This is a genomic window from Rhodococcus sp. NKCM2511 (assembly GCF_014905595.1).
In the GTDB taxonomy this organism is placed as follows: Bacteria; Actinomycetota; Actinomycetes; order Mycobacteriales; family Mycobacteriaceae; genus Rhodococcoides; species Rhodococcoides fascians.
Window position 1 is genome coordinate 1911228 of the sequence record NZ_BNHJ02000001.1, and the last position, 13125, is coordinate 1924352.

Annotated in this window: 13 protein-coding genes; 9 read left to right on the forward strand and 4 right to left on the reverse strand. The window is 64.4% G+C overall.

Translation table 11 applies throughout. From position 1 onward, the window contains the following. Positions 1-22 precede the first annotated feature (22 nt). Together JLZ96_RS08705 and JLZ96_RS08710 are read right to left on the reverse strand one after the other, a co-directional pair. Positions 23-1516, reverse strand: a complete 1494-nt coding sequence (locus tag JLZ96_RS08705; RefSeq protein ID WP_201009858.1) for an FAD-dependent oxidoreductase — start codon at positions 1514-1516, stop codon at positions 23-25. 38 nt (positions 1517-1554) lie between these two features. Then, entirely contained in the window at positions 1555-2460 is a 906-nt protein-coding gene (locus tag JLZ96_RS08710) for a diiron oxygenase (RefSeq protein ID WP_027495752.1), read from the reverse strand. Between the two features lie 154 nt (positions 2461-2614). On the opposite strand from JLZ96_RS08710, the gene JLZ96_RS08715 reads away from it, so the two are divergent. From JLZ96_RS08715 to JLZ96_RS08750, 8 genes are all read left to right on the forward strand, one after another. Next, positions 2615-4171: an adenylate/guanylate cyclase domain-containing protein gene (locus JLZ96_RS08715; RefSeq protein ID WP_051365041.1), complete on the forward strand. Its 1557-nt coding sequence runs from the start codon at positions 2615-2617 to the stop codon at positions 4169-4171. A 115-nt stretch (positions 4172-4286) separates the two neighbouring features. Then, positions 4287-4952 (forward strand): HAD-IA family hydrolase, encoded by a 666-nt coding sequence (locus JLZ96_RS08720; protein WP_032391892.1) that lies wholly within the window; start codon positions 4287-4289, stop codon positions 4950-4952. 57 nt (positions 4953-5009) lie between these two features. Continuing rightward, positions 5010-6221: a sedoheptulose 7-phosphate cyclase gene (locus tag JLZ96_RS08725; RefSeq protein ID WP_027495749.1), complete on the forward strand. Its 1212-nt coding sequence runs from the start codon at positions 5010-5012 to the stop codon at positions 6219-6221. Continuing rightward, complete coding sequence (locus JLZ96_RS08730) at positions 6218-7027, forward strand: O-methyltransferase (protein ID WP_236253865.1); 810 nt, start codon at positions 6218-6220, stop codon at positions 7025-7027. The genes JLZ96_RS08725 and JLZ96_RS08730 overlap by 4 nt, the downstream gene beginning before the upstream one ends. Beyond that, on the forward strand, positions 7024-8310 hold the full coding sequence (locus tag JLZ96_RS08735) for an ATP-grasp enzyme (protein WP_201009859.1): 1287 nt from the start codon (positions 7024-7026) through the stop codon (positions 8308-8310). The genes JLZ96_RS08730 and JLZ96_RS08735 overlap by 4 nt, the downstream gene beginning before the upstream one ends. Next, positions 8310-9335 carry a D-alanine--D-alanine ligase gene (locus tag JLZ96_RS08740; RefSeq protein WP_094695503.1) on the forward strand — a complete coding sequence of 342 codons (1026 nt, stop codon included), beginning with the start codon at positions 8310-8312 and terminating at the stop codon, positions 9333-9335. The genes JLZ96_RS08735 and JLZ96_RS08740 overlap by 1 nt, the downstream gene beginning before the upstream one ends. Further along, entirely contained in the window at positions 9332-10084 is a 753-nt protein-coding gene (locus JLZ96_RS08745; protein ID WP_094695504.1) for a TauD/TfdA family dioxygenase, read from the forward strand. The genes JLZ96_RS08740 and JLZ96_RS08745 overlap by 4 nt, the downstream gene beginning before the upstream one ends. A gap of 50 nt (positions 10085-10134) precedes the next feature. Next, positions 10135-10860 (forward strand): YoaK family protein, encoded by a 726-nt coding sequence (locus tag JLZ96_RS08750; protein ID WP_045842079.1) that lies wholly within the window; start codon positions 10135-10137, stop codon positions 10858-10860. A gap of 15 nt (positions 10861-10875) precedes the next feature. On the opposite strand, the gene JLZ96_RS08755 is transcribed toward JLZ96_RS08750, so the two are convergent. Beyond that, on the reverse strand, positions 10876-11490 hold the full coding sequence (locus JLZ96_RS08755; RefSeq protein WP_051365040.1) for a TetR/AcrR family transcriptional regulator: 615 nt from the start codon (positions 11488-11490) through the stop codon (positions 10876-10878). Positions 11491-11570: 80 nt separating this feature from the next. Between JLZ96_RS08755 and JLZ96_RS08760 the strand changes: the two genes are divergently transcribed. Further along, positions 11571-12503, forward strand: a complete 933-nt coding sequence (locus tag JLZ96_RS08760; RefSeq protein WP_236253866.1) for a DAPG hydrolase family protein — start codon at positions 11571-11573, stop codon at positions 12501-12503. An 18-nt stretch (positions 12504-12521) separates the two neighbouring features. On the opposite strand, the gene JLZ96_RS08765 is transcribed toward JLZ96_RS08760, so the two are convergent. After that, complete coding sequence (locus JLZ96_RS08765; RefSeq protein WP_201009860.1) at positions 12522-13097, reverse strand: hypothetical protein; 576 nt, start codon at positions 13095-13097, stop codon at positions 12522-12524. Positions 13098-13125 lie beyond the last annotated feature (28 nt).

Below are 13125 nucleotides of genomic sequence, written 5' to 3' on the forward strand. Positions count from 1 at the left end.
AGAACCGGGAAATACCGACCGGTCAGCGTGCTCGCGACACTCGGTCTCCCAAGGCGGCACTGACCTTGCCATACCAGCCCAGCGGCCGGGTACCTCGAGTGGGTACATCCGCCAACAACGCCTCGGCTGTTTCCTCGGCATCGATCTTGTTGTCGCCGATGCCACCGGTCGCCCCGCGCTTGGCCCACCCCACCACGTAACACCCGGGCACCGGAGTGCCGTCGGCCGCGGTGACGCGGCCGCCCTCGTTACGGATGGTGCCGGTGATGTCGTCGAACGGGACGCCCGGCGACGGTGTTCCGCGATAACCGATCGCGAGCAGCACCAGCTCCGTCGCGAGAGTGACCGCGTGTTCACCCACTCCCACCTCGATGGACTCCACCGAGCCCTGCCCATGCACAGCAGAAGGTGCCCGCCCGAAGGCGAACACGATGCGACGCCCGTGCGCGCCGGATCCGAGATCGACTCGGGCCGCACCGGCCAGCGCCGATGCGGGAGCGGACAACGGCAGCCGGTCGATCGCGTCGAAAATTCCGTCCGGTCCCGCCACGACGACGTCGACTCCGGCGCGATCGACGAGCGCCTTGCACTCCGATCGTGTGAATGCCGCGAACTCCGGTCCTCGTCGAGCCAGGACGACCACCTCTCGCACGCGATTGCGACGGAGCTCTGCCAACGCGTGTGGGGCGATCTCGGTTCCGTTCAGAGAATCGGGATCGGCCGTGAGAATGCGCGCGGCGTCGAGGGCGACGTTGCCGTTGCCGATGATGGTGACGCGGTCGACGCCCGTGAGATCGATGGCGTCGGCGGGGACGTCGGGATGCCCGGTGTACCAGCCGACCAGGGTGCGCGCGCTGACCGAATTGTCGAGATCGACACCGGGAATCTCGAGCGCTCGATCCTTGTCGGCACCGACGGCATAGACGACGGAGTCGAACTTTCGAGCCAGCTCGACGTGATCGACGTCCTTGCCCACCTCGATGCCGAGCTTCATCGTCACGCGTGGGTGCGCGAAGATTCCGCGAAAGTGCTCGCTGATGCGTCGAGTGCCGAGGTGGTCCGGTGCCACGCCGTAGCGCGCCAGACCGCCTGCGGTCGGCAGCCGGTCGTAGAACGTGATCGTGGTTCCCGGCACGCGCAGCAGGGCTTGCGCGGTGTAGCAGGCCGCCGGACCGGTGCCCACTATGGCGATACTGACCGGAGGCAGCTCGTTGACCGTCGCCACCGGAAAGCGCGGCTCACCCCACTCCGCAACCGCCGGCTTGTCGCGGTAGTAATCCGCGTTGATCTCGGCGTAGATCTGCTGGTCCGGAGTCAACCGGGACACCCGGGTGATCGCGTCGACCGGGCACGCATCCGCACACGCACCGCAGTCGATGCACGATCGTGGATCGATGTACAGCAGCTCGGTCTTACCGAAATCCGGCTCGTCGGGGGTCGGATGAATGCAGTTGACCGGGCACACCGACAGGCAGGATGCGTCGTTGCAACAGTTCTGCGTGATCGCGAACGGCATGGGTTATCGGATGTCCTTCACGGCCTCGAAAAGAGTGGTCAGAGCATGTGCAGACGACGGTAGATCATCTCCGCCGGCTTGGTGATCAAACCGCAGTCGAGAAGAAATGCCATCAGATGCTCGCTCGAGGTGCGCATCATCGTGTGGTGGTGGGCGTTGTTCTTCGCTTCCTTCACCGCACGGTCGACATCGAGGCCCGCTGCTGCGTAGACCTCCTTGTTGACCATGTTGGACACGATCAGTCGAGCGGCGATCGCGACGACGAGCGCGCTGGCCTTGCGGCGAGCCGGACTCTTGCCTTCGATGTCTTCACGCATCTGCGCGCGCGCGAACGTCATGTGCCGCGATTCCTCGACGACATGGATCTTGCTGGTGGTGCGCACGAGGGGCAGGACGTTCTCGCCGCGCATCCAGTCGCGCTGCATGACGTCGAGAACTTCTTCGGCGACGAGGATGCCGCCGTAGGCGACCTCGGCGGATGCCAGGGCCTTGAATCCGCGGCCGAGTTCGATGCTCGACCGGCGCGGCAGGTACGCCTTGATGCCCATCTTCTGGCAGGCCCGAGCGAACATGATCGAGTGACGGCACTCGTCGGCGATCTCGGTGAGCGCGAACTGGAAATCCGAGTTGGACGAGTCCTTGCAGTACTGATCGCGCAACACCATCTGCTGCAGGATCATCTCGAACCAGATGCCGGTGCTCATGATCGAGCAGACCTCGTGGCGAGTGAGCGTGATGCGCTGTTCCTCGCTCATCTCGTCCCACAACTTCGTGCCGTAGAGCGTGCTCCACTCCGGATTGAGACCGTAGAGGGACGGATCGAGATCGGCCTCCCAGTCGACCTCTTCGGCCGGGTCGTACGACAGCTGGGCGGCGGAATCGAGCAAACGTGCGGAAACATCCTCGGGCTCGAGGACATCGTTCCTGGAGAGTGTGCTGGTCATCGCCGTCGTTCCTTTCATCGTCGAACAGGAGTGGTTAGCTGTTACGGAGATTACCAGGTACTTGTCGACACAGATAGTCACTCGGGCAGAATCGCCCGAATTCTTTTCGTCGGGGCACCTAGAGTTCGAGCGTGCAGAGAACGAAGAAGCGCCAGTGATCGCAGCACTGAGGTCCGCCCTCGCCCGCACCCCGATGCGCCTCTACGCGGCGGGAATGGTGTCGGCCAACGCCATCGGGGCGGTCATCGTCTTCGTGTTGGCGCGGTTCATCCTGCCGCTGCCGGTCGGATCGGAGGAGATCCTGTTCTGCTCTGGAGGTCACTCCGCAGGCTGCGCTCCTGACCGAAATTACCTGGCGTTCTTCGTCTACCTACCGGTCGCGATCGGTATAGGGATCGCGCTCGGACTTCGCGTCGCGAGACCGCTCGTCGAGTGGCTGCACACCGGCGGCACGCCGTCGGACGAGACCACGATCGCCGTGATCCGGCTACCCCTCCGGCAACTCGGCGTGCACGTTCTGTTGTGGGCGCTCGGTGTTGCGGTGTTCGTCGGCGTCAACGCCTCGGCCGGGGCTGCACTGTCGATCATCGTGGCCATCGCCGTCAGCTTCGGCGGACTGGCGACCTGCTCGCTGGGCTACCTGGTAGCCGAACGGACCCTGCGGCCGATCACCGCGGCTGTGATGGAGGTCAGCGAGGTCACCGACGCCGCGGCACTCGGCGTGAAACTGCGCGTCGTCCTGATCTGGGTACTGAGCACGGCCATTCCCATCCTGGGGCTCGGGCTGATCGGACTCGGCCGACTGATCGACACCGTCATACCCCCGGACGTCGACCTGTCCCCCGCGATGGTCTCACTGTCTGCCATCGCCCTCGTCGTCGGCTTCGGCGGCATGTTCCTCGTCGGTCGCTCGGTGTCCGATCCGCTGCAGCAGGTGAGCTCTGCCATGCAGCGAGTGGAGGCCGGTGCCACCGATACCCGCGTCGACGTCTACGACGCGTCCGAGATCGGCAGGCTGCAGAACGGGTTCAACAAGATGGTCGTCGGTCTCGACGAGCGCGAACGACTCCGTTCGCTGTTCGGCCGGCACGTGGGCCACGACGTCGCCCAGCGCGCGTTGGCCAGCGCGCCCCGTCTCGGCGGCGAAAACCGAACCGTCGCCGTCCTGTTCATCGACCTGGTCGGCTCGACCGCACTGGCCGAGCGCGAATCCGCCGCGACGGTCGTGGACCTGCTCAATCGGTTCTTCGCAGTGGTCGTCGAACACGGCGAGCGCAACGGCGGCTTCGTCAACAAGTTCGAGGGCGATGCCGCCCTGCTGATCTTCGGCGCTCCGGTCGATCATCCCGACCCGGCCACCGCGGCGCTGCGCACTGCACGCACCCTCGCCGCCGCGCTTCGCGCCGACGGCGGATTCGAGATCGGCATCGGCGTCACGTACGGGCCGGTGATCGCCGGCAACATCGGGGCCGAGTCCCGTTTCGAGTACACCGTCATCGGCGACACGGTGAATCAGGCTGCGCGGCTCACCGATCTCGCAAAAGACGACCCCGACACCGACGTGCTCACATCGTCGACGGTGCTCGAACACGCAACCTCGGACGAGCGGCAACTGTGGGAATCGGGTCGGTCCGTGACCCTTCGCGGGCGATCCGCACCGACGGTTCTGGCGGCTCCGATACTGCGCGGCGAACAGGCGAGCACACGGTAGAAAATTCGAAGGTTTCCCTTTCGGTGCCGATGGGGCATACCCCCCGAACCAACCCACCCATCGCGCTGGCGCGAGACATTTGCTGGTACAACGTCTCTCGCTCCGAAAGGCACCCATGCCCGCAATTCTGTTCGGCTCCATCAGCACTCTCGTCGACACCTCCGAGCTACAGCGACGCTCGTTCAACGAGGCCTTCGCCGCCCACGATCTGAACTGGAACTGGTCGCAGGACGACTATCGGTCCATGCTCGGATCGAACGGTGGTGCCGACCGCATCAGCGAATACGCGTCGAGCACCGGAACCGAGGTGGACGCGGCCGCCGTGCACGCCACCAAGTCCGAGATCTTCCAGCGATTGATCGGCGAATCCGACGTCAAGACGCGACCGGGCGTGGCCGACACGATCGACTCCGCGAAAGCGAACGGGTTGAAGGTCGGGTTCGTGACCACGACCTCGCGAGAGAACATCGACGCACTGCTCACTGCCCTGTCTCCCGAGCTCACCGCCGATTCGTTCGACATCATCGTCGACGCCTCGTCGGTCGACGCTGGCAAGCCCGACCCCGCGTCGTACGAATTCGCCTTGAAGACGTTGGGCGAGAACGCGTCCGACAGTGTGGCGATCGAGGACAACGCCGGTGGAGTGCAGGCGGCAGCGGCAGCGGGCGTCACCTGTGTCGCGTTCCCGAACGAGAACACTGCCGGTACCGATTTCGGCTCGGCCACCGACACCGTCGATGCACTCGATCCCGAGCGCGTCCGCGCCCTGATTTCAGCCTGAGCGGAGCCTGCGGAGTGAGCATTTTGCCCGATCCTTCATCCATCTCAGGAGCAACAAGTGAGTAATCTTCAGGCCCAGGTCGTCGCCGGCGACCGATCGTTTCGTGTCGAGGGATACGAGCGGATCGAATACGACTTGATCTACGTCGACGGAGTGTTCGCGATCGAGAACACCGAATTGGCCGACAGCTACCGTCCGTACGGGCGCGCCCTGATGGTTGTCGACGAATCGGTGCACGCCATCTACGGCGACCGGATCAGTGCATACTTCGATCACCACGGTATCGCCCTGACAGTGGTGCCGGTCCACATTGCGGAGACCGCGAAATCACTCGAGACGTTCGAGCGCATCGTCGGCGAGTTCGACGCGTTCGGTCTCGTGCGAACCGAGCCGGTCCTCGTGGTGGGTGGTGGATTGACCACGGACGTAGCCGGTTTCGCGTGCGCGAGTTACCGCCGAAACACTCCCTACATCCGCATTCCCACCACGTTGATCGGCCTGATCGATGCGAGCGTCTCGATCAAGGTGGCCGTCAACTACGGCAAGCACAAGAATCGTTTGGGGGCCTACCACGCCTCGCAGAAGGTGCTGTTGGACTTTTCCTTCCTCGGCACGCTGCCCGAGGATCAGGTCCGCAACGGGATGGCGGAGCTCATCAAGATCTCCGTGGTCGGCAACCTCGAGATCTTCGAGTTGCTCGAGCAGTACGGCCCGGAGCTGCTACGCACCCGGTTCGGCCACCTCGACGGAACTCCTGAGTTGCGTTCGGTCGCAGACCGTTTGACGTACTCGGCAATCGCGACGATGCTCGAGCTCGAGGCACCCAACCTGCACGAGATCGACCTCGACCGAGTCATTGCATTCGGGCACACGTGGAGTCCCACGCTCGAGCTCACGCCGCCCGCGCCGTTCTTCCACGGCCACGCGATCAACATCGACATGGCCCTGTCGACGACGGTCGCCGAACAACGCGGCCACCTGTCGACGGCCGATAGAGACCGCGTGCTCGGAGTCATGAGCAGCATCGGATTGGCATTGGACAGCCCGTACCTGACACCCGAGTTGCTGACCGAGGCAACAGCATCCATCCTCAAGACTCGGGACGGGATTCTGCGTGCCGCGGTGCCCGACCCGATCGGCACCTGCCGCTTCCTCAACGACCTGGAACCTCGCGAACTGGCCGACGTCCTGTCGTTGCACAAGAAGATCTGTCTGGACTTCCCACGGGCGGGCGAGGGTCTCGACATGTTCACCGCACCCACGCCGTGACCGATGCAGCCATGACGCCGCGTCCGGTCACCCCGACGACGATCCTGGCGCGCGAGCTCAGCGAGATAGCCTCGCTACTCGACGCCGACGCCGGGGTGACCGACGAGTTGACCACCCGTGTTCATCGGGCCCGCGATCTCGCCGCGGGACTCGACCCGTATCTCGACACCTGCACCACCTCCGAATCTGCGGCACTGGCCACGTTGGCGTCGCGGACCCGCTCTGCGGATTGGGGATCACGCGACGTGGTCTCCGGTTCCGGGCCCCTGGAGATGGAAATGCTCTCCGGCCATGTGGAGGGACGCTTCCTGGCGTTTCTCGTGCACATGACGCGGGCGACTCGGGTGCTCGAGATCGGTATGTTCACCGGTTACTCGGCGTTGGCGATGGCCGAGGCGCTGCCCGCGGGCGGCGAGGTCGTCGCCTGCGAGGTGGATCCGTACGTGGCCGAGTTCGCGCAGTCCTGCTTCGCGGAATCGACTGCAGGATCTGCCATCTCGGTGCAGGTAGGGCCTGCGCTCGACACTCTGCATGGGCTCGACGGGAAGTTCGATCTGGTGTTCGTCGACGCCGACAAGAGCGGATACCGCGGGTACGTGGAGTACCTGCTCGAGAGCGATCTGCTCTCCGACGGTGCCGTGATCGCCGTCGACAACACCCTGTTGCAGGGTCAGCCCTACGCTCCGCAGCCGAACGAGAACGGCCGGGCCATCGCCGAGTTCAACGACTATGTCGCGAACGACCCTCGCGTGGAACAGGTTCTGATTCCGTTGCGCGACGGTGTCACACTGATCCGGCGCACATGATCCGCACCGTTGCGGCGCTGATCGGCCTCACGGTCACCCTCCCCGTCGACCTCGCGGCGGTGGGGGTGGCGGCGCTGCGAGGTACCCGGCCCGTCGCCCATCGAACCGATTCGCCCAGAACGATTCTGATCAGTGGCGGCAAGATGACCAAAGCCTTGCAACTCGCACGGTCCTTCCATCTCGCCGGCCATCGGGTGATCCTCGTGGAATCGGCGAAGTACCGCTGGACCGGACATCGTTTCTCCCGCGCTGTCGACCGTTTCCATTGCATTCCCGACCCGGGTGATTCGGGATATGCGCAGGCTCTGCTGGACATCGTGCGCCGCGAGGGCGTCGACGTCTTCGTGCCCGTGGCAAGCCCGGCTGCGAGTATTCACGACGCCGACGCGCGTGCACTCCTCGATGCGCACTGCGAGGTGATCCACGGCGACGCGGATACCGTACGGATGGTCGACGACAAGTCCCGATTCTCCGAGCACGCAGCGTCATTGGGACTCCGTGTTCCCGACTTCAGGCGCATCACCGACCCCGCCCAGATCGACGAGTTCGACTTCGAGCCGGGTCGTGAGTACATCCTCAAGCGGATCTCGTACAACCCGGTCGGCCGAATGGATCTGACGCGGTTGACGGCGCACACGCCGGAACGCAACTCCGCGTTCGCCCGGAGCCTGCACATTACCGAGAACGACCCGTGGATCCTGCAGGAATTCATCGCCGGACAGGAGTACTGCACGCACGGCACGGTGCGCGAGGGTCGCCTGCAGGTGTACGGCTGCTGCGTGTCGTCCGCCTTCCAGGTGAACTACGAGATGGTGGACAAGCCCGAAATCCTGCGCTGGGTAGAGACATTCGTCTCCTCGCTCGACACCACCGGGCAGCTTTCGTTCGACTTCATCGAGTCCGCCGCCGACGAACGGATCTACGCCATCGAATGCAACCCGCGCACCCACTCGGCCATCACGATGTTCTACGACCACCCCGACCTGGCTGCCGCGTACCTCGACGACGGGCATGCCGAGATCGTGCCGCGTGCGACGGCCCGGCCGACGTACTGGATCTACCACGAGCTGTGGCGTCTGATCACCGAGGGTGATCGAGTATCTCGGCTCCGCACCATCTTTCGAGGCAAGGACGCCATCCTCACCGGTTGGGATCCCCTGCCGTATCTGTTGGTACATCATCTTCAGATTCCGTCGTTGCTGATCCGGAACCTCCGCGAGCGGCGTGGCTGGTCCCGAATCGATTTCAACATCGGCAAACTCGTGGAAAACGGAGGCGACTGATGACGTTGTCGGTCGTGGTGCTCGTCGGGTCCTCGGTGGACCGCTTTCACAGTGATCTCTCTCGGGTCTACGCCGGCGGCTTCCTGGGTGCCCTCGGTAACGACCCCGCGTACGGTTTCGAGATCGCGTTCGTCTCTCCCGGCGGCCTCTGGAGTTTCCCCACCGATCTCGAGGATTCGAGTATCGCTGCGGCGCAGCAGATGCCGTTGGCACAGGCGGTGGAGCACATCGCGGTGCGAGACTTCGACGTCATGGTTCCGCAGATGTTCTGCATGCCGGGTATGACGACGTACCGCAGCCTGTTCGATCTACTGGGCGTGCCCTACCCCGGCAACGGTCCGGACCTGATGGCGTTGACGGCGAACAAGGCCCGCGCCCGCGCAGTCGTCGCGGCGGCTGGCGTGCGTGTTCCCGACGGCGTGGTCGTCCGATCCGCCGACGACGTGATGGACCTCGCCCTGCCTGTCGTGGTCAAGCCCGTGGATTCGGACAACTCGATGGGTGTCTCGCTGGTCCACGGGTCCGACGGGCTGGCACCCGCGATTCGAGAGGCTCTGACGTATTCGCCTGCTGCACTGGTGGAGACGTACGTTCCACTGGGTCGTGAAGTTCGGTGCGGGATCATCGTCCGAGACGGCGAACTCGTGTGCTTGCCCCTCGAAGAGTACGCCGTCGACTCCGTCCGCAGTAGTGCGGACAAGTTGAATCGCACATCCGACGGCGATCTCTACCTGGTCGCGAAAGAGCAGACCAGAGCGTGGACGGTCGACGTCTCGGATCCGATCACCGAAAAAGTCTGGGCAGCAGCACGATCGAGTCATGTCGCACTGGGATGTCGACACTACGGCCTGTTCGACTTTCGCATCGACCCGGACGGCGAGCCGTGGTTTCTCGAAGCCAGCCTCTACTGCTCCTATTCGCCGTCCAGCGTGTTGGCGGTGATGGCCGCAGCCGCGGGCATCACCGTCGAAGAATTGTTCGCATTCGCGCTCGAAGAACTGCCGGTGAAGGAGTCGTCGTCATGACGTTGGGAACCGAGATGGCCGATCTGAACTTGGAATCGGTTTCAATAGAGCAACTTCGAGAGCTCCTCGCCGAACACGGGGTGTTGATCCTGCCGAACCAGCCCGTCGACGATCAGCGCTTCCTGGCGTTCCTGCGCCGGTTCGGAGAGTTGATGTTCACCGAAGGCGAGACGCCTGTTCCCGACTGTCCGGATCTGAACGTCATCAGCAACGTCGGCCGTTCCACGCCGCCGAAGTCCACGTTCCACGTCGACACCACCTACATTCCGAATCCTCCCGCCTACACCGCGTTACGCGCGGTCGAAGTTCCCGCGGCCGGAGGCAGTACGTTGTTCAGCGACCAATACGCCGCATACGAGACGCTTCCAGCGGAAGTGAAGGAGCATTTGGCCGGGCGCACGGTGACGCACCGAGTGACCGGCGTGGCGTCGGATTCCGATTCTTCCGCCGACCATCCACTCTTCGCCGTTCACCCGATATCGGGACGCACCGCGCTGTCGCTGTCCGCGCCCGCTCGCTGTGTCGCGATCAGCGGACTGACCGAAGACGAAGCACGAGACACCGTTCGCTACCTCGTGGAGCATTCCACGAGGGAGGACAACCTGCTGCGGCACAACTGGTCCCCCGACGACATGGTGATGTGGGACAACAGGTGTGTGATGCACCGCGCCGATCACAGCGGGGTGGTCGGCAACCGGGTGATGCACCGCGGGATGGTGGCGAGCACCCACCCGACTGCCTCTGTGTGACCGATGACTCAAAGATTTGCCGCCGCGGCTCACGCCCGGAGAATCGAGTCATGACTTCCCCCTTGGCGATCAGCCGCGAAACAGCCGTCGGCGCCGAAGCTCGTCTGTCCTGGATCCTGTCCGGACTGGCAGGCATGGTGGGTGCGGTCGCGTTCCTGCATTCCGCCGGCTACTTCGTGACATTCATGACCGGCAACACCGAACGAGCCGTCGTCGGACACTTCGGCCATCCGGAGGGCAAGGAGGTGGCACCTGGAGCATCACCCTGGGCCGCATTGGCACTCATGGCGGCGTTTCTCGGCGGCGTGATCGTCTCGTCGATCTGTCGGCGCCGCTATTGGTCCAACCACCCCCATGGAGCGACGGTGTTGACCACCGTTGCGCTGGGAGCTGCGGGTCTGATCGACATCGCTGTCTCCGGGTGGTCGTCGGCAAACGTGAACTTCTACCCGATCCTCCTCGTCGCCTTCGCGCTGGGCGCGTTGAACACCGCGTTCACGAAGAAGGAGGAGACGTACATCCCGCTCAGTTACGTCACCGGAACGGTGGTCAAGCTCGGCCAGGGAATCGAGCGTCACCTCTTCGGCGGCGGAACACACTACGACTGGCTCTGCTACGCAACGCTTCTGGGCTCCTTCGCGGCGGGAGGTGCTGTCGGTGCGTTCATCGGCGTCGTGATCACCGGGCCGCAGGTGCTACTGCTCACTGCGCTCATCAGCTTCGGTGCAACGATCTTCACGTTCACCCACACCGAACGGAACTCGTTGCTCGGCTGATCGGTGGCTGATCGGCTAATCGGTGACCATCGGGGATGCGCCGACGATCGTGCGCAGCATTCGGTCGACGACGGGACGTGGCAGCCGCGATCCGATCAGCACCTGCCTCCCCACGAGACCCTCGATCATGACCACGAGCATCTCCGCATCCCCCTGGGGGTCTTCGGATTCCAACGACGCGACTATCCACTGGGTGTACGCGACGAACGCGGCCCGCTGAGAGTCGAACAGATCGCGGATTTCCCGATCATGTTGCGCTTCACCGAGCAGGATGCTGCGCGCGATCACTCTTTTCGTTGCTTCTCCGGTGGTCATCGCCTCGATGAAGTCGATGATGCGGTTCACGACGATGTCCACGGTGAGTGGTTTGACATCGACCAGACCACCGAAGGTCGCGCCGGCAGTGTCGTAGTCGCGGGCGAACAACAGCTCGAGCGCCAGGTGCAACAGTCGTCCGCGAGTGGGCGCGTGGTAGTTGACCGACCCGGGGCTCAATCCTGCTGCAGCGTCGACCGCCCGGTGCGTCAAGCCGCGAAAACCTTGCGTTGCCAACACTTCGATTGCTGCCGCGGCGATTTCGTCGCGCCGACGCACTCTCGACTCGTCGTCCTTGGGACGGGCAGGACTCATAGCACGGAGTCTAGTGCCCCACCATTGACAGTTGCCGAAGTCACGTCATAGTCTCAACCGATGTTGAGGAACCCCGCCCGATGAGCCGCGGCCCGTCGAGACGACGAATGATGGTGGGTGCCGCCGCGGCTGCAGCCACGGCTGTGTTCGGCCCCGCGGCACGAGCGGTCGCAACTCCCGGCACCGGTTCGAGTGAAGACTGCGGCGAGCGGTACCAGGGCTACCGCGACATCGACCGAGGACGGCCCTATGCCCATTTCTTCGCCGCACGGACGACACCGGCACCGGCCGTCGTGACCGACGCAGTCGGGGGGCCGCCGATAGCGCCCGAGTGGGTCCCGCACTTCGATTCCATCACAACCGATCTCGCGCCGACGGGATATTCGGCGATCGAAACCGGCTACGGACGACGCGCCGACGGCATGACGTTCGTGGCGGTGCACACCGCGATGCCCCGGGTCACGGCAGCGATGTGGGATTGGTGGTTTGGTTGGCATTCCGCCGAGGCGGCCCGCTACAAACTGTGGCACCCCGATGCCCACCTCCACGCCGCGCTCGCCGAGGACCGGACGGCCCACGCGATACCGGACAGGGCGAAGTACATCGGCAACACATCGTTCGTCGACGAGTACGTCGGCCCGAAGCTTCAGCAGCTGGGTATCGGCTTCCGTGACCCTGTTGCGCACGGTTTCGACGTTCCCGCAGACCAAACGGTCGTCTTCGGCCGAGTGGGAAGTTCCATCGCACCGGTGGATCTGGGCTGGCTCGCCCATCAGGTTCGGCCGGTGCAGGGCGGTGCCGAGATGCGCAGCCGGTTCTATCTGAACCAACGGGGATTGCACGTTCCCGATCCGAAGCAGGCCGTGTGCGCAGTTCGCCGGGGTGCGTCCGTGGATCCGGGCGACCTCGTTCTCGGACTCGACCTCGCCCGAGATCTGCTGCTGCACTGCGGACAGGAGATGAACCATCTCGCAGGGTTTCTGCCGGAGCTGCACGCAGAGTTCGGCGGTTGATCCGTCCACGAGGGGCAGCTAGTGGCCCAAGAAGACTTTCGCCAGCACGATGAGCGCCGCGACGACGGCAGTGGCGAGCCCGATCGCCAGGGCCCGAAACGTCGGACGGTTCCCGCGAATTCGTTCCGTGACAATCGGTATGGTGGCGATTCGTACGACGATCACCGCACCGGCCAGCAGTTCGGCCCATTGCGCCGGAAGCACCGACAGCCACCCGAGAGCCAGCATCGCCGCCGGAAACGTCCCGGAGCTCAGAATGGGGACTGCATCCCGGAATTCCTCGATGGCCTCGAATGTGCGCTGTTCGTCTGTTGCATCACCGTGCGCCTCCGGTATCTGGCTCCCGGCGACGAAATCTGCGAACACATGCGCGAGAAAAGTCGTTGCCGCAGTGGCCGCTACGAGAACGGCCGCCGTCCCGTGCCCGATGGAACTCGGCGTAGAGGCGGCAACCGCGGCGAGGACCAGGATGTTGCCGTAGATGTACGCCGAGAGCCTCCTGGCCGCCCGAACGGGCGACAAGGGGCCGTCGGACCGGGTGACCAACCGACGGTAGAGATGTGTGCCGCCGGGGCGGTGTCCGGGATCGGTCATGCTGCAGATCGTCCCACGTGGCCAGCGG